Source organism: Alteromonas sp. ABV2_168 (genome assembly GCF_056161165.1).
This window is the reverse complement of sequence record NZ_JBSWYQ010000002.1, coordinates 357,609-381,327: the sequence shown is the minus strand read 5'-3', so window position 1 is coordinate 381,327 and position 23,719 is coordinate 357,609. Positions and strand designations below refer to the sequence as shown.

General features: G+C 48.8%; 21 protein-coding genes. 11 read left to right on the top strand and 10 right to left on the bottom strand.

Annotated features, from left to right (window positions below; all coding sequences use genetic code 11):
- Positions 1 to 42: 42 nt before the first annotated feature.
- Positions 43 to 975 carry an NAD-dependent epimerase/dehydratase family protein gene (locus tag ACXAH4_RS04595; RefSeq protein ID WP_474880959.1) on the bottom strand — a complete coding sequence of 311 codons (933 nt, stop codon included), beginning with the start codon at positions 973 to 975 and terminating at the stop codon, positions 43 to 45.
- 222 nt (positions 976 to 1,197) lie between these two features.
- On the opposite strand from ACXAH4_RS04595, the gene ACXAH4_RS04590 reads away from it, so the two are divergent.
- The 5 genes from ACXAH4_RS04590 (at position 1,198) to ACXAH4_RS04570 (ending at position 6,621) form a co-directional block, all read left to right on the top strand.
- Positions 1,198 to 1,497 carry an antibiotic biosynthesis monooxygenase family protein gene (locus tag ACXAH4_RS04590; protein WP_474880957.1) on the top strand — a complete coding sequence of 100 codons (300 nt, stop codon included), beginning with the start codon at positions 1,198 to 1,200 and terminating at the stop codon, positions 1,495 to 1,497.
- A 26-nt stretch (positions 1,498 to 1,523) separates the two neighbouring features.
- Entirely contained in the window at positions 1,524 to 2,852 is a 1,329-nt protein-coding gene (gene hisD, locus ACXAH4_RS04585; RefSeq protein ID WP_474880955.1) for a histidinol dehydrogenase, read from the top strand.
- 8 nt (positions 2,853 to 2,860) lie between these two features.
- Positions 2,861 to 3,634 carry an SDR family NAD(P)-dependent oxidoreductase gene (locus tag ACXAH4_RS04580; protein ID WP_474849271.1) on the top strand — a complete coding sequence of 258 codons (774 nt, stop codon included), beginning with the start codon at positions 2,861 to 2,863 and terminating at the stop codon, positions 3,632 to 3,634.
- A gap of 2 nt (positions 3,635 to 3,636) precedes the next feature.
- Positions 3,637 to 4,059: a VOC family protein gene (locus tag ACXAH4_RS04575; RefSeq protein WP_474880953.1), complete on the top strand. Its 423-nt coding sequence runs from the start codon at positions 3,637 to 3,639 to the stop codon at positions 4,057 to 4,059.
- A 261-nt stretch (positions 4,060 to 4,320) separates the two neighbouring features.
- On the top strand, positions 4,321 to 6,621 hold the full coding sequence (locus ACXAH4_RS04570; RefSeq protein ID WP_474880951.1) for a TonB-dependent receptor: 2,301 nt from the start codon (positions 4,321 to 4,323) through the stop codon (positions 6,619 to 6,621).
- A 102-nt stretch (positions 6,622 to 6,723) separates the two neighbouring features.
- On the opposite strand, the gene ACXAH4_RS04565 is transcribed toward ACXAH4_RS04570, so the two are convergent.
- Positions 6,724 to 7,518 carry an SDR family NAD(P)-dependent oxidoreductase gene (locus tag ACXAH4_RS04565; RefSeq protein WP_474880949.1) on the bottom strand — a complete coding sequence of 265 codons (795 nt, stop codon included), beginning with the start codon at positions 7,516 to 7,518 and terminating at the stop codon, positions 6,724 to 6,726.
- A gap of 237 nt (positions 7,519 to 7,755) precedes the next feature.
- Between ACXAH4_RS04565 and ACXAH4_RS04560 the strand changes: the two genes are divergently transcribed.
- Positions 7,756 to 8,247 (top strand): cupin domain-containing protein, encoded by a 492-nt coding sequence (locus tag ACXAH4_RS04560; protein WP_474880947.1) that lies wholly within the window; start codon positions 7,756 to 7,758, stop codon positions 8,245 to 8,247.
- A gap of 12 nt (positions 8,248 to 8,259) precedes the next feature.
- Positions 8,260 to 10,113, top strand: a complete 1,854-nt coding sequence (locus ACXAH4_RS04555) for a phytoene desaturase family protein (RefSeq protein ID WP_474880945.1) — start codon at positions 8,260 to 8,262, stop codon at positions 10,111 to 10,113.
- Between the two features lie 291 nt (positions 10,114 to 10,404).
- On the opposite strand, the gene ACXAH4_RS04550 is transcribed toward ACXAH4_RS04555, so the two are convergent.
- The 8 genes from ACXAH4_RS04550 to ACXAH4_RS04515 all read right to left on the bottom strand — a co-directional run bounded on the left by ACXAH4_RS04550 (position 10,405) and on the right by ACXAH4_RS04515 (position 17,784).
- Positions 10,405 to 11,157: an SDR family NAD(P)-dependent oxidoreductase gene (locus tag ACXAH4_RS04550; protein ID WP_474880943.1), complete on the bottom strand. Its 753-nt coding sequence runs from the start codon at positions 11,155 to 11,157 to the stop codon at positions 10,405 to 10,407.
- Positions 11,154 to 12,131: a fumarylacetoacetate hydrolase family protein gene (locus tag ACXAH4_RS04545; protein WP_474880941.1), complete on the bottom strand. Its 978-nt coding sequence runs from the start codon at positions 12,129 to 12,131 to the stop codon at positions 11,154 to 11,156. The genes ACXAH4_RS04550 and ACXAH4_RS04545 overlap by 4 nt, the downstream gene beginning before the upstream one ends.
- 10 nt (positions 12,132 to 12,141) lie before the next feature.
- Positions 12,142 to 12,885 (bottom strand): SDR family NAD(P)-dependent oxidoreductase, encoded by a 744-nt coding sequence (locus ACXAH4_RS04540; protein ID WP_474880939.1) that lies wholly within the window; start codon positions 12,883 to 12,885, stop codon positions 12,142 to 12,144.
- A 110-nt stretch (positions 12,886 to 12,995) separates the two neighbouring features.
- Positions 12,996 to 13,910, bottom strand: a complete 915-nt coding sequence (locus ACXAH4_RS04535; RefSeq protein WP_474843967.1) for a LysR family transcriptional regulator — start codon at positions 13,908 to 13,910, stop codon at positions 12,996 to 12,998.
- 111 nt (positions 13,911 to 14,021) lie between these two features.
- Entirely contained in the window at positions 14,022 to 15,149 is a 1,128-nt protein-coding gene (locus ACXAH4_RS04530; protein ID WP_474880938.1) for an FAD-dependent oxidoreductase, read from the bottom strand.
- 2 nt (positions 15,150 to 15,151) lie between these two features.
- Positions 15,152 to 15,532 (bottom strand): Rieske (2Fe-2S) protein, encoded by a 381-nt coding sequence (locus tag ACXAH4_RS04525; RefSeq protein ID WP_474880936.1) that lies wholly within the window; start codon positions 15,530 to 15,532, stop codon positions 15,152 to 15,154.
- Positions 15,516 to 16,448 (bottom strand): VOC family protein, encoded by a 933-nt coding sequence (locus ACXAH4_RS04520; protein WP_474880934.1) that lies wholly within the window; start codon positions 16,446 to 16,448, stop codon positions 15,516 to 15,518. The genes ACXAH4_RS04525 and ACXAH4_RS04520 overlap by 17 nt, the downstream gene beginning before the upstream one ends.
- 184 nt (positions 16,449 to 16,632) lie before the next feature.
- Positions 16,633 to 17,784, bottom strand: coding sequence for an alpha/beta hydrolase family protein (locus tag ACXAH4_RS04515; protein ID WP_474843963.1), 1,152 nt, complete (start codon positions 17,782 to 17,784; stop codon positions 16,633 to 16,635).
- A gap of 342 nt (positions 17,785 to 18,126) precedes the next feature.
- Here ACXAH4_RS04515 and ACXAH4_RS04510 point away from each other — a divergent pair, with 342 nt between their 5' ends.
- From ACXAH4_RS04510 to ACXAH4_RS04495, 4 genes are all read left to right on the top strand, one after another.
- Positions 18,127 to 19,353 carry an MFS transporter gene (locus ACXAH4_RS04510; RefSeq protein ID WP_474880933.1) on the top strand — a complete coding sequence of 409 codons (1,227 nt, stop codon included), beginning with the start codon at positions 18,127 to 18,129 and terminating at the stop codon, positions 19,351 to 19,353.
- A 29-nt stretch (positions 19,354 to 19,382) separates the two neighbouring features.
- Positions 19,383 to 19,916 carry a nuclear transport factor 2 family protein gene (locus ACXAH4_RS04505; protein ID WP_474843961.1) on the top strand — a complete coding sequence of 178 codons (534 nt, stop codon included), beginning with the start codon at positions 19,383 to 19,385 and terminating at the stop codon, positions 19,914 to 19,916.
- A 252-nt stretch (positions 19,917 to 20,168) separates the two neighbouring features.
- Positions 20,169 to 22,262 carry a TonB-dependent receptor gene (locus ACXAH4_RS04500; protein WP_474880931.1) on the top strand — a complete coding sequence of 698 codons (2,094 nt, stop codon included), beginning with the start codon at positions 20,169 to 20,171 and terminating at the stop codon, positions 22,260 to 22,262.
- A 17-nt stretch (positions 22,263 to 22,279) separates the two neighbouring features.
- A complete protein-coding gene (locus ACXAH4_RS04495; protein WP_474880929.1) occupies positions 22,280 to 23,704 on the top strand; it encodes a hypothetical protein in 1,425 nt (474 codons plus the stop codon).
- Positions 23,705 to 23,719: the final 15 nt, after the last annotated feature.

Here is a 23,719-nt window from a genome sequence, read left to right as displayed (position 1 = left end):
ATACCGCTGCACCAATAGCTTTACAAGAGTAAAACAAAAAATTTACAGGAGTGTGTTTTTTACCAGTGCCGTAATGTCACCGTCGTGACTGAATCCGGCATGCTCTGCGGCTGGCGTAAACAAGGGAGGCTGTTTTCCAAACCCTTCTTCCAGCGCTGCATCCGGCTTCCAGCTGACCAGTTTTTCTGAAGCGCCTGTCTGCGTGGCAATTTCCTTCACCAATTCACGCATACTGGTTCTTACTGCAGGCAGCGTAACCACTCGGCATACCGGCATTTTTGAGCTGTCCAGCACGGCGGCATTCATAAGGTTATTTACACACTGGTTTACCGACATCAGCCACATAGTTGCCTGTTCAGACACCGGGGAAACATAAGGCTGGCCTGCTTTCAGCAAATGGAAAACATCACTTAGAAATGCCGATTTGAGGCCACTTTTGGCAAGTGGACGGGCAACAATGCCAGGCAGTCTTACCGTGACCGTATCGGCCAGTTTGCGGCGGGAAAAATCAGCTAGTGCCAATTCAATCATGGCTTTGTGAGTACCGTAGGTCATGGCCGGTACAATCGGGGCATTGTCGTCTACCACGTCAGGCATAGGAGCGCCGAGGACTGCTATCGTACTGGTATACACTATACGCGGACGGTGACCATTTTCGCACGCTTTTGAAAACAGGGTCAGTGTGCCATCCAGATTTACCGTTTTGGAGAGTGCAGGGTTCTGTTCTGCTGCACCGCCGGGAACGGCTGCAAGGTGGAACAGAATATCACAGGGCGATGAGAACACTTCTGACAGCATGGTTTCATCAGAAAAAGGGGTTTCAAACGCCGCAACACGGCTATTATTTTTCAGGAAATCGGGCAATACCATATCAATGGCAGTCAGCTGCCAGTCGGGCTTTGCCAGAATAGCGTCACACAACTTTTGCCCTACGAAACCGCCAGCACCGGTTACCACCACTTTTTTCATTTTCATTCACCTTCTCCTCATTGTGGATACAAATAGTAAAACACCTTTCAAAGGTTAAATATTCGTTTTCCAGATACATTTTATTAATAATTCGGATTCGGATTTCATGCCTTAATTTCTTATAAATACACTCACTGATTTATAACTGTTGACTGCGTGAATTTGTTTATCAGGCAAATATGTCTGGAATTAACAAAGCAATTAACCTGGGAATTTTGGAGTGAAAATATGGTGACAGAAATGGCGCGACTGGTCGTTTCTCCTGAGAGCAAGAGTCGTTTTGAAAAAGCGGTCTCTCTGGCTATGGAGCACTTCAAACAAGCCGAAGGTTGCCACAGCTTTGCTCTGGATGCAGTGATTGAGAACGAAGGCGAATATGTTTTGCTGGTGCGCTGGGACTCTGTCGAAGCACATATGGAAACTTTCCGGCAGTCTGAAGGCTTTGCTGCCTGGCGGTCGCTGGTGTCTGAGTTCTTTATTGCCCCGCCGTCGGTGGTTCACACCAGAACAGTGATAGACGGCTTTTAATTACCCTATTTGTAACGGAGACCACCATGGCTATTTGGTTAAAGCGGGGCGCGGAAGCGCAGGTTAAAGCAGATGCTGACCGCAAAGTACGCGAGATTGTAGAAGCGACACTTGAAGACATTGAAAAGCGGGGCAATGCGGCTATCCGCGACTTATCCGTTAAGTTTGATAACTGGGACAGAGAAGACTACCGCCTGACAAAGGAAGAAATTCAGGCGTGTATGGACTCGCTGTCCCCGCAAGATCTGAAAGATATTGAATTCGCCCAGACGCAGGTGCGTAATTTCGCGCAAATTCAGCGCGACTCCATGAAAGATGTAGAAGTAGAAACTCTGCCCGGAGTGATTCTGGGACACAAGAATTTACCGGTAAACGCTGCCGGTTGTTATGTGCCGGGTGGTAAATATCCGCTGCTGGCTTCCGCTCACATGTCGGTTATCACAGCAAAAGTGGCCGGTGTTCCCCGTGTAATAACTTGCGCCCCACCTTTTAAAGGCAAACCTGCTCCTGCCATTGTTGCGGCGCAGGCACTGGCCGGTGCGGATGAAATTTATGCGCTGGGTGGTATTCAGGCTATCGGCGCAATGGCATTGGGCACAGAAACCATCAGTGGTGTGGATATTCTGGTTGGCCCGGGGAATGCGTTCGTTGCTGAGGCGAAGCGTCAGTTATTTGGCCGCGTGGGTATCGATTTATTTGCCGGTCCTACAGAGACCCTGATCATTGCTGATGAGTCGGTAGACGGTGAAATGTGCGCTACTGACATTCTCGGTCAGGTAGAGCACGGACCGGACAGCCCGGGTGTACTGCTGACCAATTCAGAAAAACTGGCAAGAGAAACCATGGCAGAAATTGAGCGTTTGCTGGAAATTCTGCCTACTGCTGACCATGCCCGTAAAGCGTGGGAAACGTTCGGTGAAGTTATCGTGGCAGAAAGCTACGAAGAAATGGTGCAGATTGCTGACGAGATTGCCAGTGAGCACGTGCAGGTGATGACGGCTGATCCGGATTACTTCCTCAAGAACATGACTAACTACGGCGCGCTGTTCCTTGGTCCGCGTACCAATGTGGCGTATGGCGACAAAGCCATTGGCACCAACCACACGCTGCCAACGAAGAAAGCGGCCCGGTATACTGGCGGGTTGTGGGTCGGCAAATTCATTAAAACCTGTACTTACCAGAAAGTGGTTACTGATGATGCTTCTGCATTAATCGGAGAATATTGCTCCCGCTTGTGTGGTCTGGAAGGTTTTGCCGGTCATGGTGAACAGGCAAATCTGCGGGTGCGTCGTTACGGCAATATTGATGTGCCGTATGCCGGAACGGTTACACCCACCGCAAAAACGAAGGTTTAGGAGTCATTATGACAAACAGTACTTTACCGGCACTACCGGACTTTCGTCTGGACGGTAAACGGGCGCTGGTTACCGGCGCAGGGCGGGGCATTGGCCTGGCCATTGCTGCCGGTCTGGCGGAAGCAGGGGCATCGGTAACACTGGTTGCCCGTTCGGCTGGCGAAATTCAAACTGCGGCAGAGTCAATTTGTGCGCGGGGAGATAAGGCGCAGGCTGAGGTACTGGATGTCAGCGATCTCAACGCGGTACGAGAGTTCTTTAAACGGAGCGATCCGTTTCATGTACTGGTCAATAACGCCGGCACAAACCGGCCAAAACCGGTCACTGAAGTCACAGAAGACGATTACGATGCGGTACTCAATCTGAATGTGAAAAGCGCTTATTTTGTCGCACAGTCCTGTATTCAGCGCATGATTGAAGGTGGCATCAAAGGGTCACTAATTCATATCGGTTCACAGATGGGCCATGTGGGCGGCGTCAACCGCTCATTGTACTGTGCATCGAAATGGGCACTGGAAGGCATGAATAAAGCCATGGCCCTTGATCTTGCTCCGCACGGGATCCGCACTAACACAATTGCTCCCACGTTTATTGAAACACCGCTGACCAAACCTTTCTTTGAAGATAAAGCCTTTCTGGCTTCTGTGCTTGAGAAAATCAAAATCGGCAGGCTGGGGAAAGTACAGGATCTTATGGGCGCGGCATTGTTTCTGGCATCAGACGCATCCGCATTAATGACTGGCACCAGCCTGGTAGTTGATGGTGGCTGGACAGCGGAGTAAATATGACTGATAACGTATTACCGGAATTTATATTTCATCATGGCGGTGTAAGTGTACCTGATCTTGAGCAGGCAAAAGCATGGTATGCCAGTGTGCTGGACTTCGCCACCGAGCGGGAATTTTACATTGAGGCTGCAAAGGCGAAAGTGGCCATGGTACGACGGGGCGATTTGCGCTTCGAAATATTTGAAGTGGAAGGGGCGGCTTCATTACCTGAAGAAAGGCGACATCCACCGCAAGATGTAAAGACCCACGGCAATAAGCATGTGGCGTTTAAAGTACCTGATCTGGAACGCTTTCTCGAAGCCGTGGAAGCTCGGGGGGCGGATGTTGCATTCGTGGTCAGAGAGAAGTTTGGTAAAGGTTGCTTTATTCGCGATTGTGCAGGAAACCTTATTGAATTTGTAGAAGAAAACAGAAGCTGACTGCCTGCGTTTCTGTTGACCCTAACGGCAGTGTGATTGTTACACTGCCGTTTTTTTTCGCCCGGAATTCACTATTGCAATTACGGATATATGTCATCCGAAATGGCGATTTAATTTAATTCTCCCGTTTCTCTATTGTTGTTGAGTTGTTAAAGGGTTGTGAATGCTTCAAGCGGTTAACCGGCGCACTATCTCGTCGCCAGGAAAATAAAAATCGTATGGCGTTTCACAAACGGATGAGAGAACCTGGAGTAAAAACCTGTGAACAAAACGCGAATCCCTACCATGCTCGCCCTGGCTGTAGCTGCTGCCGTGACCCCGGCTTACGCCCAGTCAGACAATGAAAACGTTCAGTCCGGCCTGGAAGTCATTGAAATCACTTCCCAACACCGTACTGAGAATGTCCAGAAAGCAGCACTGGCGGTATCGGCCATTTCCACAAAGCAGTTGGAAAAGAGCGGTATCACGCAGCCTGATCAATTGTCATTTTTAGTGCCTGCACTGCAAATCAACAAAACCGGCGGTACAGGAAACAGTTTTTATGTACGGGGCGTGGGTACACAGGGAACGAACGCGTTTGCTGAAAACGCGGTGGCCTTCAACTACGACGGTGTTTACATTGGCCGTCCGGGCTCTGTGGTGGGAACTTTTTTCGACCTTGAGCGACTTGAGCTGCTGAAAGGACCTCAGGGAACGCTTTACGGCCGTAATGCTACCGGCGGTGCTATCAATGTTATTTCCCGCAAGCCTGAGTTGGGCTACACAGAGGGCTACATTAGCGGCAGTGTTGGAAATTATAATTCACGTCAGTTGGCGGGCGCGGTAAATGTTGCTGTCAGTGACAACTCAGCTTTGCGCATTTCCGGGCAGTGGGTCAGCCGCGACGGGTATTTATCAGACGGTTATGATGACGAAGACGGAAAAGCGTTGCGGGTGCACTACCTGTATGCCCCCAATGATAAATATGACGTATTGCTGAGCGGTGACTACTACAAGGCTGGCGGCACAGGTGCGGGTAGTGTGCTGATCTCTGACGGCGCGCCGGCAATTGATGAGCGGATTGGTGGTGCCGATCCGGTAAGTATAGCGGCATTTGAAGCAGCCCAACCCACCTCCTTTTTCCTCAGCCGCCCTGAGTTTGTCAGTACTTACATGGATTTTGAGACCTTCAATTTCTATGACGCTGACGAGGGCGTTGATTACGAAGGCTATCAGGACAGTACTTTCTGGGGGGTGTCCGCCACTATCAACGCTCACTTTGACAGTGGCACGCTGACGGTTATTCCTTCTTACCGCGTGGCTGAGCCTGACACAACCTTCTACTTGCCTGGCTTTCCGGTTATCAATCAGGACGAGAATAAGCAAAGTTCACTGGAAGTGCGCTTCGCCTCAAACGATACCGGCGCAATTAAGTACGTTGCCGGTGCATTCATTTACGCTGAAGATCAAAAATCTTTGTCCTGGGCGGCGCCTTTTTCCTTTGCTGCTTCATTATGGGGGCCGGCTGGTGAGTATGTTTACTCTGATCTAGGCACAGACAGTCAGGCGGTGTTCGGACAAATGACCTGGTCTGCCACTGATGACCTTCGCTTTACTTTAGGTGCCCGTTTCACAGAAGAAGAAAAAGAGATGCAGGTGCGTCAGTCCCCGCTGACGCTGGAAACGTATAACTTATACGACTTTAACAATACGCCCGACACTGTGCAGGCTGAAGACGAGCGCTCTTTCAGCAACTTCACCTACCGTGCGGGAATTGAATACGATGTGAATGCAGATTCCATGCTGTATGTAAACCACACAACCGGCTTTAAATCGGGCGGCTTCTTTGCTGACTCTGTCGATAACTCCTATGAACCGGAAGAAATCGGCGCGCTGGTGGCCGGTAGTAAAAATCGCTTTATGAATAATCAGCTACAGCTGAACATTGAAGCTTTTTACTGGGACTATAAAGATCAGCAGGTGACTTATCTGGGTTACTTACCGTCTGGCGCATTTGGTTCTCTCACCCGTAATGCCGGTGCTGCCACCATGCAGGGGGCAGAGGTAGATATTCAGTATGCTGTCAGCGATTACGGTTTGCTGAAAGCGAATATTCAGTATCTGGATGCCGGTTACGATGAGTTCATTTATGACGGAGCAGGAGCAGACACAACAGTAACCACGTGTGCAACTACTCCCGATGATGACGGTACTACTCTGGTGGTTGATTGTTCCGGTAAACCGGCACTCAATAGTCCTGAATGGACATTGAATCTGGGGTACGAACACACATTCGAACTCAGTGACGGGCTTTATCTGGTGGGCTCAGTCTGGCATCACTACGAAACAGAACGCTATCTAGATATTGGTTACGAAGATTCACAAAAACAGGATGCTGTTGGTGTCACAGATCTATCATTTACACTAGACAACGGCGGGGCCTGGACAGTGACTGTGTACGGAAACAATATTACTGACGAAACGGTACTGACTGCCGCAATACATCGCCCGGCATCAACCGCTACTTATGCAGCACTAAAAGCACCACGTACTTACGGTGTCAGAGCTAAGTACAACTTCTGATATACAGATAAGAGAAAACCCCGCTGACAGTTAACTGGCAGCGGGGTTTTTTATTAGCGGGTTATACGGGCAATGTTTTGCCCGCTATTCGCCAGACGACACTTACCAGGCAATGGCCCCGGCATCAATAGAAAAATCTGCGCCGGTGACAAAGCTGGCTTCGTTACTGGCAAGATAGGTGGCGCACCAGGCAATGTCTTCCGGCTTGCCTAAGCGGCCCAGCATGTTTTTTGCCATGACATTACTGAGGAACTCTTCATCGTCAATCACCGGAGCTGTGGCGCCGGTTACAATGAGCCCGGGTGATATAGTATTTGCCCGAACACCATGAGGGCCACCCTCCATCGCCAGTTGGCGGGTCATTGCCAACACACCTCCTTTGCCCGCACAGTGCGCCAGTGCGGCAGAGCCTTTTAATGCCTGGTAAGCGTTGGCCGAAGCAAAATTAATCACAGAACCGGATCCGGATGCTTTCAAATGTGGCCAGAATGCCCGGGTGACCAGATATACCGAGTCCAACTCTGCTTTTAAGGTTAGTTGCCAGTCTGCATAGGTCATATCCTCAATCCATTTAAACACAGCAGTAGCCGCAGCATTGACGATGATATTTAGGGATCCGGTTAGCGTCGTCACTCTTTCACGCAAATTGGTGATGTCATCTTCATCGGTGAGGTCAGCGGCACAGGCGAACTGCAAAGACAGGCCTTGTGACTGCGCTTCCTCTACAGTGCGCAAGGCCGCTTCTTCATTTATATCTGTGCCAATAACCGTTGCGCCCTGTCTGGCGAACATGAGAGCGCAACCTTTACCGATGCCATCGCCGATGCCTGTAACAAGTGCAGTTTTCCCTGCCAGACGGCCGTTTTGTTCAGAAATGCTGGTACTTTCGTTATGCATATACTTTCCCCTGTAATAGTTAAACTAAGTGTAAAAAATGTTGCGAAAATTTGAAAATTTGCGTTGCTGATGAGCTGAATTCCCATTACAGATAGTGTGATGTCACAGGCAAACTGGGCCGGTTTTGTGAATCATTTGTTATTGGAATGTGCGATATCTGCATAACCGATTTGTGCGCATACAGCCTGTAAGTACACTTTGAGTCATAATATATAAATGTTCAGATGAAGGTTAGCGATGGGACGACTTAAAGATGTACGCCGTGTGGTAACGGGGCACGATGAGAATGGCAGATCGATTTTCAAAGACGATCAGGCTTTTGAAACAAGACTAATTCCCAGTGGTGATGCCGAGTTTACACTTGTTTGGACAGCACCTGATTTACCGGTGGAAAACAATGATGAAACTGACGGTCGCAACCGTGATGCCGGACTCACATTGAACGGCGGTTCTGTGATCCGTGTGGTGGATATGCTGCCGCAATCGGCGTCGCCCTTTCATCGCACCAACAGTCTGGACTATGGCATTGTGATGCAGGGCCAGTTGGAACTTGAATTGGATGATGGCAATACAACCCTGCTTAATGCCGGTGATATCGTAGTACAGCGGGGCACTATCCATTTATGGCGGAATCCTTCTGAGAACGAAGTATGCCGTATTGTTTTTGTACTCACAGAAGCAACGCCGGTCGAAATTAACGGTGAACCTTTGCCGGAAATCCACCCTTAGAAGGAATAAAAAATGGCTGATTTTGACGTAATCGCAATGGGCGCAGGCCATAACAGTCTGACAACATGCGGATATCTGGCAAAAGCCGGAAAGAAAGTACTGCTGCTGGAGCGTCATGACTACGCCGGTGGCGGTGCAGCCACACAGCAAATCCTGACGCCGGGTTACCACCACGATTTGCACTCCAGTGTGCATATTATGATTCAGGCGAACCCGCTTATCACCAATGATGAACTGGATTTGTTCAAAAAATATGGCATGGACTACAAATATTCAGACGTACCCCACGCCACTATTTTTGCTGACCAGACGGCGCTGATGACCTATAAAGACCTGGATAAAACCTGCGAAGGCATGGCTAAAATTTCTCAGCGTGATGCTGAAGCGTACCGCCGTTTCGTGGAACTGGGCCAAAGCATGCTGCCGATGATTATGCCGGGTATGTACAAACCTCAGCCTCCTCTGGGCGCGCTGATGGCAATGCTGGACAGCAGTGAAGAAGGCCGCGTGATGATGGACATGATGCAACGCAGCAGCATGGATATTATCAATACTTGGTTTACTCACGATAAAATCAAAATGCACATTGCCCGTGCGGTGTCTGAAAACCTGCAATTACCTGATGAGCTGGGCACTGGTATGGGGACTGTGATGTTTACGGCGCTCATGCACACCTACGGCGTAGCCCAACCCTGGGGTGGCTCAGGTAAATTGTCAGAATCTATGGTGAGAGCTATCGAAGCTACCGGGGGCGAAATTCGCTACAACAGCGAAATCAAGCGCATCCTGGTGTCAGGCGGTAAAGCCAAAGGCGTTGAGCTGGTTACCGGCGAGAAAATCATGGCCCGTGACGCTGTCATCGGCTCCATGCACCCCCATAAAATTCGTCAGTTTGTTGATGGCGTGTCTGAACCCGTACTCAAGCGTGCTGAAAATGCCAGTCTGGCGGCGTTCAGTTTGTTTGTTGCCCACTACGATCTTCGCGAACCCGTGCAATTCCGTACTGCAGAAAAAGATGTGGAAAAAGCCATTATGCTTACCCTTTGTCAGCATGAATCCATGGCGGATATGCAGCGTGACTTTGATGCTGTAAAGCGGGGGGAGCTGACCGACATGATGTTTTCTGCGGGCAACGATGAGTCCAAAACGGATCCCTCTCGCGTACCGGAAGGCGCCGGCATGTGGCACAGCACCGGCTTTGCTCCGTTTAATCTTCTTGAAGGTGGCAGCAGCCGCTGGGATGAAATACGTGAAGCTTATGGTGAAGAACGCCAGAAGCAACAAGGTAAGTTCGTGTCGAACCTTAACAGCGATAATATCATCGCCCACAAATTCTACACGCCACTGGATTTGGAAAGAAACTCGCCGAACTCCATGGTGGAAGGTGATGTTCACGGTGTGGCACCGTACTTCTACCAAAGTGTAGGACATCGTCCTACGCCGGATCTTGGTCAGTTTAAAGTACCGGGAATCGATTCACTGTATTTGGTTGGCCCGTCAATGCCGCCTGCAGGTGGTGTTGTGGGCGCTGGGCGCGCCGCTGCCATGGTGATGTTCGAAGATTTGGGTATGGACTTCGACAGCACGTTCCAGACCGGCGAAAGTAAATCTACAAATACTACGAAAGCCAGAACACAGGCACCAAATGATGGTGCGGTACGACTGTTTGACGAAAACGATGCTGAACTGATGACGGTGGACAGCATTGACACACAAGATGATGAGCTGGTGGTGCGGGGAAAAACCTTCGGTACCATGCCATTGACTGCCCGCCTGGGGCCCGGAGATTTACGCAGAGCCGCTAAGATGGCGCTGTCTCCGGCGAAGTTCATGACAATCGTAAAAATGCTGTTCAGCAAAGACTAAACAATGATAATTCTACTACGGATAGGCTCCGGAAGACGCAACATGGTCACCAGAAAGGCTGGTACGATACAGGAAATTATTCTGATCCTTTCTGTTACACATCGCCGTGATGAGGGCCGGGTTGTTAGCGCCAATCATGCCGTTGCTTTTGCAGGCCTTCGGGCATATTGAGCATGCACATTATCCGTAGTACAACACTTAAAACCCCGCGACAGACTTACTGTAGCGGGGTTTTTAATTAGCTTCATATGATAACAGTATGGCTATACCGTTATTTCCGGCAGGTAACAGCTAACAATCTGAGATCAGCGTTCCCCCGTCCACCACAATATCCTGACCTGTTGTAAAGCCACCGGCAGCACTGGCCAGATAAAGTGCGGTAGCGGCGATTTCATCTGTTGTGCCAAGGCGCTTAAGGGGTGTTTGCTGCATACGTTTGGTCATAAACGCCGCGTCGGCCTGCAGATGTTTTGATAACGGCGTATCTATCAGGCCAGGGCAAATACAATTGGCAGTAATGCCATATTTACCTTGTTGTACTGCGTAGTTGCGGGCAAGTTGAGACAGCCCGGCCTTTGTGACCGAATACAGCCCCAAGGCCGATGTACCCCGTTTGCCTGCAATACTGCCCACGTAGATCAGCCGGCCGCCCCCCCGTTGCTGCATACCTTTTACAGCGGCAGCAGACAGCAACTGGGCTGACAGCAGATTAATTCTCATGGTGCGCAACCAGTCGGCCTCAGCGCAGTCGTCCATGCTTCCCACATGACCTTCTATGCCGGCAGTGTGAATAACAATATCTACAGGCGCATTCTGAATATGCTGAATGAGTGAATTAGCACCGCCTTCAGCACTGAAATCCGCAGGAATATACACTGTGCCGGGCGGCGTGTCCGGGAAACTGTGCTCACGGTCGGCCAGAATAAGCTTTGCACCAGCCTCAAGAAAAAGGCGGGCAACGGCACTGCCAATCCCGCCCAGTGCACCTGTCACCACCACGCGTTTGTTCTCAACGCTGAACAGGGAAGGGACATTAGCGGTCATGGTTTTACCATGGTGTGGTCAATTTTGCCGAATACGCTCTGACCCAGGTGATCTTTCACGTCGAAGCTGAGGGATTCACCGTATTTTAGAAAATCGGTTTTCACTTCACCAAATTCCAGTATGTCCAGTGCACGACGCTCTGCCAGACAGGCCGATCCTGTTTCTTTCCAGTCTTTACTGGATACCGTTCCCGAACCTAAAATCATACCGGCTTTGATGTTGCGGTTGTACGTGATGTGCTGAAGGATTTGCCCGAAAGAAAAGTCCATTTCGCCGCCATTAGGGTGACCAAACCATTCCCCGTTGCGTCTCACTTCCATGTTCAGGTGCACACGTCCTTCTTTCCAGTCATCACCCAGTTCATCCGGGGTAACCGCCACCGGTGCAAACACCGTCGCCGGCTTTGCCAATATAAAGCCGAAGCCCATTTGTAATTCACGGAAAAGATGCTTACGCATGCTCATGTCATTTAAAATGGTGACCAGTTTTACCCTATCCAGCGCTTCAGAGGCGGACGCCCCCATAGGAATATCGCCGGTAATCACCGCAAATTCCCCTTCAAAATCGGCGTTATCTTCTTCAGAAGGGAAAGCATAATCTTCACAGGGGCCCATAAAGTCATCGCTCTGACGCTGAATAAGAATAGGGATGTTCGGATCTTTCTTCACATCCAGATCAAAGGCCTTTTCCATAATGTTGCCATGGTTTAGAAATGCCGAAGCATCAATGAACTGGTGGCAGCGGGGCAGGGGAGCCATAGCATCCTGAGGGTTAAACGTGAATGCGTCTGAAACCGCATTATCGTTGAGCTTGTCGTAAACGGCGGTGAGATCAGCAAGCACCGCATCCCAGTTTTCCAGTGCCAGTTGCATGGTTTTAGCAATATGGGAAACGTCTGCTGTCCGGGTTAAATCACGGGATACCACTACAAGGGTTCCGTCGCGGGTGCCGTTTTTCAGTGTTGCCAGTTTCATCGCATTCTCCTTAAAAGTTAACACCGCCATCGCAGTTAATCGTTTGTCCGGTAACAAAGCCGCATTCTTCGGATGTCAGGAACAACAGTGCGCCGGTTAAATCCTGAGGCTCTTCGGTTTGTTTAATCAGTTGCAGGTTATTTTTCACGTTATCGAATAACTGCGGGGGCAGGTTTTTCGCTGATTCCGGCGTACGGGTAAGTCCGGGCGAAAGGGCATTGACTCTGATCCCTGAGGAACTGAATTCCGCTGCCAGTGCGCGGGTCAGACCGATCCCCGCCATTTTGGTTGTCACGTAAGCTGAAAACCCGGGCATAGCCGTGCCGGTGGTGCTGGAAGCGATTTGAACGATGCGTCCGTAACCCCTTTCTGCCATACCCATGCCGAAGGTTTTGCCCAGAATGAATGCCGCTTCAACATTAATGGCTTCAAATTTTCTGAACGTTGCTAAATCAAGTTCAGCCAGCGGTATTACCGGCATAAAAGCCGCGTTATTAACAAGAATGTCTACCTGACCGAATTCACTGAGTACGTTATCAGCAAACTGCGAAACCCGTTCTGCGTCTGACAAGTCAACAATTTCACTGTAAGCCCGCTGACCGGTGGCACGAATTTCTGCCACCACGGCGGAGGCATCCTGAATGTCCGCTATAGCGATATCGCATCCCCGTGATGCCAGAGCCAGAGCGAATTCCCGTCCTAACGCACCGGCGGCGCCCGTAATAACTGCAATTCTGTTTTGATGTCCCGGCATTTTCTTTCTCCACAAAAAATTGTGAATAAAGTGTAACAGGCACACCTGAGGCGGAATATTTGATTCGGTAAAGCCGGACTATTTGTTTTGCCAATAATCCGGCAGTGGTGTCAGGCAAAGGTCTTACGGGCAGTAGCTATTATCTGTTCTCTTAACCAGATTAGCGCCGGATCCTGGTCCCGGTATTTATGCCATTGCAATGCCCACGATATCTCAGGTAAAGGCTCCGGAAGCGGAACGGTTTTGATGGGGATGAGTGCCTGCCAGTGCTCAGCAAGATGTTGATAAACAGTTGCCACGCGTGCTGTGCCGGGTAAAAATTGAGGAATTGCATTAAAAGTCGATGTGATAATTTCTACTTTTGGCTCTTTTCCCCACTTATCCCTCATGAGTACTTGATCCTGACTGGTTACGCGACTCGTACCAAATTTTACAGTGACGTGGCCAAGGTTCAAAAAATCGTCCAGTGTTATATTTTCATGAACTGCATCGTTCTGTTCACATGCAATACATACAAATTTTTCAGAAAATAATTCCTCACATGGATGATGATCAACCTTTATCGACATCGGCATTATCATGAAGTCTACTTCTGCCCGGTCTAATACTTCTGCAGGCTTATTGCTCGGAATAAAAAATTCAAACTGAATCCCCGGGGCAAGTGAATTAATCTGCTTAGCTACCGCGGTAAGCAATACCGTACTACTGTAGTCGCCAGCGATAAATTTGAATTTTCTGTTACAGGTGTACGGATCAAAGGTTACACCGCGATCGACGGTGGCTTGAATTTGTAAAAGGATATTGTGAACTGGCTCTGCGAGGCTCTCACCTAATGGCGTCGGTTGCATTTTTGCACCCACCCGTACCAGTAAATCGTCATTGAAAAACTCCCGCAACCGCGCCAGTGCACCACTGGTGGCAGGCTGACTTAAACAAATACGTTCAGCCGCCAGCGTAATACTTCGTTCGGTCAGCAAGGCATCCAGTGCCACCAGTAAATTGAGGTCGAGTCTGTTTAAACGCATGAGAAAACCTGCATGAAAGCCCTAAAGCACTAGTATCATTTTTTAACTATATGATTACAACAAAGAAAACATTATTTTACTTAAGGCTTTCGTATTACTGATAAGCAGGTGTTAAATGGGCGCCATTAATGCGCTCATGGTCAACGCCATAACCTGAATATGCTCTACTTTTGAACCGCCGGTTTGCTCAATTTCACCTAAGCGCTTTGAGTTAGTCACAATCATGCTGCATCGGGGCCAGCGGCGATTCTCGAAGCGGGTGAAGATCTCTTCTACCGTGCCACCTGATGCAATTTCATCGGCTATAACCACAGCATCTTCATGGCCCATACCTGCACCCGAGGCGAGATGGGGTGTTGTGGCATGAACTGCATCCCCCATCAGCAATATCCGGCCTTTAAACCAGGAACGGGGCATGATCATCCCTTCCAGCGGGCGTGCCAGAATACTGGATGACTCAGAGAGTTCTGCTTTCACAGCTTCAATCACCGGTGCAGTAAAAGGCGCAATCAGGTTCTGCAGGTAAGGCAGCAGTTCGTCATCAGCGATGCGGGACTTTTGTGGCCGTTGTTCGGTGTAGTTCAGGTACATGTGGGTGGATGACACCGGGGTAAAACCGAGTTTACCATTGCTGCCGTAAAACAATGCCGGACGTTCCAGACCGTGACGTTCCACCACCGCGCGCCACACCACCTGACCGGTATACTGAGGCACGGGTGCACCTTTAAAGTACTGCTCTCGTGTTTTAGAAAATACGCCATCTGCGGCCAGTACCATGTCAAACACATGCTCAGAGCCATCTGTCAGCATGGCTTTAATGCCGTCTTCCTGCTCTGTCAGTGTTTCGTAGGTGCAGCCAAGGTGTACATGCACGCCGCTTTGCTGCACTTTTTCAGCCAGAATACCGGCAAGTACCGGGCGCATGATGCCACCGCCTCCGGTAATACTTGAGCCGGGCACCGCAGGGGTAACAATTTGACGCAGGAATGTACCGTCTGCAGTGAGCATGTCGACGTTCTGGCAAATAGCACCGTGGCGGCGGAATTCGTCAATCAGGCCAATCTGCTCTATGGCTCGCAGCGACGGACCGCTTACGGTGATACCGGCACCGTCTGTTTTCCATTTTTCATCCAGCTCAACAAGGTGTACTTCTATTCCCTGTTTACTTAGCAGGATGGCTGTAGACATGCCGGTGAAGCCGCCACCGACAATTAGCACTTTATTTACTGATGATGTCATGTTCATGCTCTTTTTGTTTCTGAGTCCGGGTACCAGACCAGATCCCCGTGACTGTTTATTTCTACCTTTACCGGCGTTAAGTGACTCCCTTTACAGGGGCCGGAAATACATAAACCGGTGTTGCGTTCGAACAGTGCGCCATGTGAACCGCATTTAATGAACTGGCCAGACCCGTCCAGAAAAGCATCTTTTTTCCAGGCCATGGATGCATGTTCGTAGCCCTTGTGCGGACAACTGTTACGAAAAGCAGCAATACTGCTATGGCCGGTTCTCACAACAAAAATAGACGCTGCCTGCTGTGCGCCGGTGCTGAAGCCTTTACTGGTATTCAGCGGAATATCGTCCAGCGCACACAGGGTGATGCCATCAGTGCGGATCGCCACCGGGCATCCATTTTTTCACCAGGGTGAAATTGAAAATTTGCGAGGCATCTGCGCTGGCCATGGCTTCCCGTGGTGTCCAGCTGTCATCATGCAGATCCATGTCTGCATCGTATTCAACGTGCACACCCATGGGGCTGTTGAAGTACCAGAAGTAGTTTGAACCGAAGATATGCCGGCCCGGACCCCAGAAGGTTTCGTAACCTTTATCCTGAAAACGTTTGCCCGCCAGAAGCAGCTCGTTAGGCCCGGCCAGGTGGAAAGTGAAATGCTCACAACCCTGCATATGTGGCGGGGTATCGATGAGAAACAGTGAGTGGTGGTCAAGGGTGCCCTGCGGGCGCAGAAACGGCCCTAACCGGGTGAAACGATCGGCAACCCGGAAACCGAGCCTGTCGATGTAAAAAGACTCTGCCTCTTTAATATTCGGAACGAAATAAACGACGTGGGACAAGCTGGCAGGAATGATGTCGTAGCTGTCATCTGCGCCGGGTTCATTAACCGGACGCTGTGGTGCAAAACCCGGAGAATTGATCTGCTCATTTTTACCGGTAAACGCTTTACGGCAAGTGATTTGAAACTTCAGTGCAAAACCGCTGTTGTCCACGGTAGACAGGCTACCGTCTTCACCGGTGATCACTTCACGGTCAGTGCTCAGTTCCGCTTTGATAGCATCCAGTGTGGCCTGGTTATCTACGCCATACACGGTTTGTCTCAGCATTGATGCAGTAGGTAAGGGGGCAGGCAAATTTTCATTATCTTTGTGCCTGATGATAACAGCGGTGCCATCCTGTCCTTCGAAGCGGCCACCCTTATCAGATACACCCACAGGAACAAGGCCGTAATCGGTGAGGTACTGGCAACAGGCCTGTACGTCGTCAACACCGAATACCAGTTCGTCTAAACCAACTATATTCATGGTAAATCCATTATTTCTTAAACTTAAAAGCAGTGTAGAGAGATGGGCGGCAGGTTTGAAATTGCTTGATTGGATGAAGGTTATTTACAACTCAGATACAGGAAATAAACAATTGGTGAGACAGATAGAACGCGCACACCGGCGAGGATTCCAGTGTGCTTTTTGATGCTCAGTTTAAAAGAAGTTACTTCATTTTCTCAAATTCCGCTGCGCACCAGTCGGCAACATAATCCCGCATACCGGTGCCGTTGTCTGCGCCACAGTGTTCTATTTCAAAGTCTTTGGTGGTGAATATTCGCAGATGACGGTTAACTGAATATACTGCCTGCTCGTAGGATCGATAAGCGTTGCTTACTGGTATCTGGCGATCACCTTCACCATGCGTAATAAGAAACGGCATTTTCATTTTTTCGATCTGGCCATCCAAAGTGACTTTTGGCATATAGGCCATAAAGTCATCAAGGTTTTCCTTCCCCCATACCCACAGTACATGATCCCAGTAGTGTGGCACCGGATTCTCGCCTTCACGCTCCATACGCTCTTTTTGTCTCTGGCCCCAAACATGGTTAGCGCCCATTACTGCGCACAGTGCAAATCGGGGTTCGTTCGCAGCCGCGCGTGGCGCATAATAGCCACCCAGAGAAAGGCCAAAAATACCTATTCGATTCTCATCCACATCATCACGGGATGCCAGATAGTCGAATGCCGGTGTTGCCCATTTTTCTGTATCGTACACTGCAGTCAGGCCACGTTTACGCAGTGCTTCACCGGTACCTGGTTGATCGACAAACAAAGTGTACATGCCCCGGTCCAGGTTAGATTTACCATGACCGGCCATGTTCACCTGTTCTTTCATTGAGTCCAGGCCATTTACCGAAACCAGCGCCGGGCGCTTAATGCCGCTGCCATCGTGAACGAAAATAGCGGGGTAAGACGTGCCTTCATAAGGAATATCCAAAAAATCCACATGCAAACCGCTGCACTCTACGTGCTTACGGTACAGCGCCAGGCCTTTGTCGTAGGCTTCCCAACGCGGAGCATAATCTCTGGATTGCATGCGTTCGGCAGACAGATAGTAACCGGATGCACGGGCGTACTTTGTTCCGGCAGACAAAAAATAGCCTTGTTCTTCATCTTTGCGGGCGTTCTCTTCTACTTGCTTTGCGACGGCAATCCAGCTGTCAAAAAGTAACTCTGTACCCGCATCTTCACCGTTGGCGGCGGCCTCAAAAATAGGGCGACAGGCGGCATCTACTTCGCCGTGATTCCCTCCGCATGCAAGGGCGAGATTAACCTGAAGATTCCAGACGTAATTTCCTTTGAACGGTTCAAACATGTCGTGCTCCTGTATCGACAGCGATTTGTGCGTGTCGTGGCTAATTAGTCAGTAGTTATCTGCACTATGATTACTCATCGAATCTTACAAACACAATTAAGACCCTATCGATTGTTCGGAATGACATTATCAGTATTGTAAATATTCTGTTCTTTCGGTTTTATTTGTTATCAATTTGTTATTTATATGAACCTTATTCGTAAGGCGAATTTGTCGGCACACTGATACTGCAGTTAGTCTTGTCCTGAATAGTTCGCCTGCTCAAATGCTATAGCAGAATACTGTCGCGCATTTTTCCGACTGGCTGGTAATTAATAACTTAAAGCTACAAAAGGCAAATCCATGATTAAAGATCGCAGAGCCGGTACCCTTCAGGGCATCGTGCTAATATTACCTATTACCCTCAGTACCATGGGTTCCGTGCTTCTCGCTCCTATTGTGCCGCAGCTCATGCAGGCATTTGGGCATATTGAAAATGCAAACTATTGGGTACCTCTACTTCTTTCTCTGCCAGCGTTGTGCATCGCACTCGGTGCTCCTCTGGCCGGTTATATCGCTGATAAAGTCGGACGCCGTCAATTGCTGATTGCGAGTATGTTTGTTTACGCGGTTTGTGGCGTATCTCCCTTATTTCTTGATAGTTACTGGATGGTTTTTGGCTCCAGGTTACTGGTTGGAGTCTGTGAAGCCTTTTTGATGACGTGTTCCACAACGTTAATCGGGGACTATTTCAAGGGCGATGACAGGAATAAATGGTTAGGAAGTCAGGCTGCCGTTGCCTCTCTCACTGCTATGTGTCTGTTTCCTCTCGCAGGATATCTTGGTGCCACCTATGGTTGGAAAGGGCCTTTCGCACTGTACGCGCTTAGCTTGCCATTAGCGGTAATGACTATTTTGTTTACGTGGGAAACTGGCTCTCAGTCAGATGAGGAAGTCCAATCTGAAGCCCGCGTTACTAAGCATGTAAATAGGTTTCCTTGGGGGCACATGGGCACAGTGTGCGGTTTTACTTTAATCGGCGGTATTCTTTTTTACCTGCTTCAATTTCAAATGGCTGCAGCTCTGGGTGAGTTCGATATAGACAATTCAGCTATCACCGGGTGGTTACTGTCATTCGCCAGTATCGGCGTGCCTATGGGAGCAATTGCATATCGTTACATACATCAGTGGCTGGGTCTTAAAAATCTTATCGCACTCGAATTTGGCATTCTGGCGCTGGGTTTCTTCTCGATGGCCAGTGCACCTGACTACAAAATTTTCGTAGCTGCCGGGTTCCTGAACCAGTTTGGCGCCGGCATGCTGCTTCCCACCATGCTTACCTGGGCCGTTAAACCGCTGAGTCATGCTGTTCGGGCGCGGGGCGCTGGTATTTGGCAATCCACGTTTGCCACCGGCCAGTTCGTAACAACGCTCGTTTTTGCCTGGGTGCTCGCGAACCTGGCAAATGGTAGTCACCTTGAAAGCTTTAGAGTTTTTGCCGGTGTAGCGCTGGCCATGTTTGTTATCTCTATAGTAACGCTACCAAAAAATAATAGTGGTATTAACTCTGTCATTAAAAATGGCGCGTGATCAGACTCGATAATATAAAGGAAGTAATAATGTTTAATAAAATTAAAGTAGTATTTTTTCTTGCAGTATTCTCAATGTTTCCTGTTTCTGCCAGTGCTATGGAAACGATTAATGACGAAGATTTACCTACGTTCGGTATAAGAAACAAAGCCAGTTATATGCATTACATAAAACTGTTCAATGAGAAAAACCCTCAGGCATTCGAAGCTTATTTTTCTGATGATATTGTGTATATAAATGGAGGCCTGGTATTAGAAGGTATACCCGCGGTAAAAAAACACTATCACGGCCTTTGGTCATTGATGAAAGAAGACTTAACTGTGAATGAATTTGTTTTTGACGGCGATACCCTTGCTGTTGATCTGCATGCTCATTTTACCGTTATCCGGGATGATGAAAATTCACCGTTCGGTAAGATTAAAAAAGGTGATGCCTTTGATTACTACGGGTCCATTATTTATAAAATTAATCATCTCGGGAAAATTAAAAAGCTAACGGTATCTTATTTGGATTTTACATATACATCTGATGGGAAAACACGGTCACTGGGTTCTCCTCACTAGCAAGTAAAATTAACTTTACCTTGGGCGATCTCAATAAAAGGTCGCCCTTTTTTATTTCTATTTTATCAATCCCCTTTATTCGTTCCGCAAAATCTCTCTATTTGTTAATTCGAATTCTAAATTTCGTTTCAATTTAGCAAAATAAAAATGCGGTTATTAACAAATAATTAAATAAAAAAATACATATGTGCAGTGGTTTAATTTTAATCATTCTGCGTCAGTGATCTTCGAATAAATAAAGGAACGTCTGAGATGAAAAAACAGCAATATCGCTTCTTTCTGAGTGCTGTAGCTATTTCGGTTTTATCTGCAACTTGTGCAACCGCCACAGCGCAAGAATCTGCAGAACAAAAAGAAGACCTCGAAATAATTATGGTTACATCTTCGAAAACGAACAAACCTCTGCAAAAAGTCCCTGCTGCTATTTCTGTAGTGGATGGCGAGCGTCTGGCTCAGGCTGCCCGCGTGTCAGCAGATGACGTGCTTGCCAATGTAGCAGGGGTCGAAGTGCAGGGAGCAGCCAGAGGTAAAGTGTTTGCTATTCGCGGCCTGGGCTCCGATTTACCCCCGGGTGTTGGCGAAAGTTCGGTATCTACCAATTACGATGAGGTGTACTCCATTCGTGCGGAAGCTGGTCAGCTAGGGTTTTATGATTTAGAACGAGTCGAAGTCATGCGCGGCCCCCAGGGGACACTTTATGGAAGAAACGCTACAGCCGGGGTGATTAACTTTATATCACACTCTCCGGTATTGGGAGAGTTTGGTGGCCATGTTGGAGTAAGCGCCGGCGATTACAATTTTCGCCGGGGAGAGGGGGCCGTCAATATACCGGTGTCTGAGGACTTTGCGGTGCGCGTGGCGGGTACAATCGTAAAAAGAGATGGTTTTTTATCAAACGGGCATAACGATTTAGAAGGTGATGGTCAGCGTATCAAGGCGCTATATCAGCCCAGTGACGATTTTAGTTTATTGTTGGGGTATGACCGGATCCATCTGGATGGCATGGGAGCGGGTGCCACTGAAAGTGCCTACTGGGAGAGTGGTGACTACTACACCACTGATGATTCGGGAATTGGTGATGGGCAGGATTATACGTCGGATAAGTATTATGCCAAGTTGCAATGGAATGTGGGGCCCGGACAACTCACTATTCTGCCTTCATATCAGACTGGAGATGGTACGAATGAGGCAATTTTTGCCGGGAGGGGGACTGCCGGTTACGATCCTAAAAATGTAGAACAAAATGCTCTGGAGGTGCGCTATGGCAGTCTTCCTGGCGAAGACATTGAATGGATTGTGGGTTTTTTCCATTACGATTATGAGCAGAGCCTGGTCGCCGAGGAATTATATGCAGACGGTACAACCAGTGGTGTTGAAGATTCAAGTTTTACCAGTGGTGATTCCGATGCGTTGTTTGGTCAGGTAACCTTCCCTGTCGCAGAAGACTGGAGGATAACTGCAGGTGCGCGCTATACCTGGGACGAGAGAGAATCAGAAGGAACTGCGCCAGCTCCAATTTATGGGTACGCAGGTACGAGGGACGATAACTTTTTCGACTGGAAGCTGGGACTTGAGCATGACCTTTCTGATAATGCACTGGTCTATGTACAGGCTGCAACCGGTTTCCGTCCCGGTGGCGTAAATCCGTTTGACGGTAATACCATCATCCCCGAGGAGCTTTTATCCTATGAGGCAGGTATCAAATCCAGATTATGGGATGGTGCATTACAGCTTAATGCCAGTTCGTTCTATTACGATTATTCCGATTTTCAAATCGTTGATTTCTTTATCACAGCCACGGGACCTAATCTAAGTTTCTACAATGCTGACGCGGTGAACTGGGGAGCTGAACTGGAAATGTTGGCAATTCCCTCTGACGCCCACCGAATCAACTTCTCTCTCGCTTACTTAAACTCTGAAATTGAGTCAGACCTTTGTCTTAATCCAAGCGGGTACACCGGCGCGGCAGACGCAGAATGTGACGGGTTAGGGGCCAATGCGATTAACTTTAAGGGGGAACGGCTACCACATTCACCGGATCTGACTATCAAAGCAGGTTACGAATACATTTATGAAGGTAACGGTGGCTGGCTGTTGATCCCCAGAATCGAAATGAGGTACGTCACTGAGCAATACGTTGCTCCAAGCAATCAGGATATTGCCTTGCAAGGTGATTACTTCACAGGAGATATAACCGTAACCTGGCATGATGCACAAGATAAATTAAGTGTTTCAGGCTATGTGAAAAACTTTACTGATGAAGCTGTCAAGACTGGTTTCTTCACAGGGTATGTGGTCGGCGGAGCACCAAGAACTACTGGTGTGTCACTAAACTATCGCTTTTAAATTTTTCAGGAACGAAGATGAATACTTTAACGGGTAGTAAGCTCAAACAATCTGCCAGTAGCGTTTTCGCGCTGCTGGCAGGCGTCGTGATGATAGGAAGTGCCCTGGCGCAACAGGTGCCAAACGGGCCTCCTGGCCCTCCACCGGCCATGCCGCGTATTCAAGACACGCAGTATAAAAGCTATATAACAATCGCAGGTGAAGCGGTTCAAAGAAGCGAAACTGCAGAAGTAACTGTTAGCGGTGAAGTAGGCAAATCTGCAATCAATAGACTAACGCTAAAATCACATGAAGATGACTTCAATGCCATCATCATTGAGGAACCGGGCGCATTAGTCAAAATCAGCGATACATCTGTCAACCTGAGTGGAGACGGCAGCAACGACTTTCTGGGCAAAGGGGCGGGCTTACTTGTTACCGGTGGCGTGGCTTATGTGTATGACAGTGAAATTATAACGTCGGGTGTGGTATCCAGTGCACTTGTGGCTGCGGAGCGTGCAACGCTTAAAGGGTTTAATAGTAAGTTCGTTTCTCATGGCGGACAGCTGCCTGAAGATTACGTGCCGGTCATTGGTCCCGGTATGAAAGAGCCTCCGGCCCCGCTGGGTATTACCGGTACCGCCAGAACATTGCTTACCATGAGTAATGCCCGGAGCTATTTCTACAACTGTGAATTCATTGCTGATGGGTGGGGTGCATTGTCTACGGATGCCGCTGGCGGAGAAGCTTACCTTGAAGTGAACGACAGTCAGGTCACTGTTAATAATAGCGGATATGGCGCCTATGCAGATTTTGGTGCAAAAGTGGTGGCAAACCGTACTGTATTTGATGTGGCAACGTACGCTGGCGTGATTGCGGGAGAGGCTGAAATGGCCTTTTTTAATAGCGAATCCAGCTCGGGTCGCAACGTAGTCATGATTCACTCAGTCATGGGCAATCCGCAGGAAAAAGGGCGGTTAGTTGTTGATGGCGGGAAACACAATGCAGAAGATGCTGCATTTTGGGTGAAAAGCGCGAACGCAGTCATCACCTTAAAAAACACCTCTATTGTGTCTGAATCTGGTGTGCTTTTGTTGGCCGAAGTCAATGAGGACAAATTCCGTACCCAGGTAAACGGAGCCCGCGTACCCGGAACAGCTCTGTCGATTGAAAACAGCAAGCTATCGGGTGATGTCGTCAATCAGGACAGCGAAAGAGGACTCGTAGTTTCATTGAATAAACGATCGGTACTAAATGGTGCGTTATCCAATGTGACATTGAGCATTGATGAAACGAGCGCCTGGCATGCAACAGGTAACAGCGTTATTGAGCTGGACAATGCAATGGGCCTCAAGCAAATACAAACCAACCCGGGAGTAACGGTAACTATTCTTTCATCTCATCTGAAGCCCGGGAAAATCAATCAGCCCTCTGGCGGCAATCTCATAATCGAAACTATTTAATTTATCAGGAAATAT

What these genes read in the sequence shown, in the direction of transcription:
- ACXAH4_RS04535 (WP_474843967.1), bottom strand. Translation starts at nt 13,910, where the DNA reads ATGCGTTTAAACAGACTCGACCTCAATTTACTGGTGGCACTGGATGCC.
- ACXAH4_RS04520 (WP_474880934.1), bottom strand. Translation starts at nt 16,448, where the DNA reads ATGAATATAGTTGGTTTAGACGAACTGGTATTCGGTGTTGACGACGTA.
- ACXAH4_RS04575 (WP_474880953.1), top strand. Translation starts at nt 3,637, where the DNA reads ATGACTGATAACGTATTACCGGAATTTATATTTCATCATGGCGGTGTA.
- ACXAH4_RS04590 (WP_474880957.1), top strand. Translation starts at nt 1,198, where the DNA reads ATGGTGACAGAAATGGCGCGACTGGTCGTTTCTCCTGAGAGCAAGAGT.
- ACXAH4_RS04555 (WP_474880945.1), top strand. Translation starts at nt 8,260, where the DNA reads ATGGCTGATTTTGACGTAATCGCAATGGGCGCAGGCCATAACAGTCTG.
- ACXAH4_RS04515 (WP_474843963.1), bottom strand. Translation starts at nt 17,784, where the DNA reads ATGTTTGAACCGTTCAAAGGAAATTACGTCTGGAATCTTCAGGTTAAT.
- ACXAH4_RS04505 (WP_474843961.1), top strand. Translation starts at nt 19,383, where the DNA reads ATGTTTAATAAAATTAAAGTAGTATTTTTTCTTGCAGTATTCTCAATG.
- hisD (WP_474880955.1), top strand. Translation starts at nt 1,524, where the DNA reads ATGGCTATTTGGTTAAAGCGGGGCGCGGAAGCGCAGGTTAAAGCAGAT.
- ACXAH4_RS04595 (WP_474880959.1), bottom strand. Translation starts at nt 975, where the DNA reads ATGAAAATGAAAAAAGTGGTGGTAACCGGTGCTGGCGGTTTCGTAGGG.
- ACXAH4_RS04580 (WP_474849271.1), top strand. Translation starts at nt 2,861, where the DNA reads ATGACAAACAGTACTTTACCGGCACTACCGGACTTTCGTCTGGACGGT.
- ACXAH4_RS04560 (WP_474880947.1), top strand. Translation starts at nt 7,756, where the DNA reads ATGGGACGACTTAAAGATGTACGCCGTGTGGTAACGGGGCACGATGAG.
- ACXAH4_RS04545 (WP_474880941.1), bottom strand. Translation starts at nt 12,131, where the DNA reads ATGAAACTGGCAACACTGAAAAACGGCACCCGCGACGGAACCCTTGTA.
- ACXAH4_RS04550 (WP_474880943.1), bottom strand. Translation starts at nt 11,157, where the DNA reads ATGACCGCTAATGTCCCTTCCCTGTTCAGCGTTGAGAACAAACGCGTG.
- ACXAH4_RS04510 (WP_474880933.1), top strand. Translation starts at nt 18,127, where the DNA reads ATGATTAAAGATCGCAGAGCCGGTACCCTTCAGGGCATCGTGCTAATA.
- ACXAH4_RS04565 (WP_474880949.1), bottom strand. Translation starts at nt 7,518, where the DNA reads ATGCATAACGAAAGTACCAGCATTTCTGAACAAAACGGCCGTCTGGCA.
- ACXAH4_RS04495 (WP_474880929.1), top strand. Translation starts at nt 22,280, where the DNA reads ATGAATACTTTAACGGGTAGTAAGCTCAAACAATCTGCCAGTAGCGTT.
- ACXAH4_RS04500 (WP_474880931.1), top strand. Translation starts at nt 20,169, where the DNA reads ATGAAAAAACAGCAATATCGCTTCTTTCTGAGTGCTGTAGCTATTTCG.
- ACXAH4_RS04530 (WP_474880938.1), bottom strand. Translation starts at nt 15,149, where the DNA reads ATGACATCATCAGTAAATAAAGTGCTAATTGTCGGTGGCGGCTTCACC.
- ACXAH4_RS04540 (WP_474880939.1), bottom strand. Translation starts at nt 12,885, where the DNA reads ATGCCGGGACATCAAAACAGAATTGCAGTTATTACGGGCGCCGCCGGT.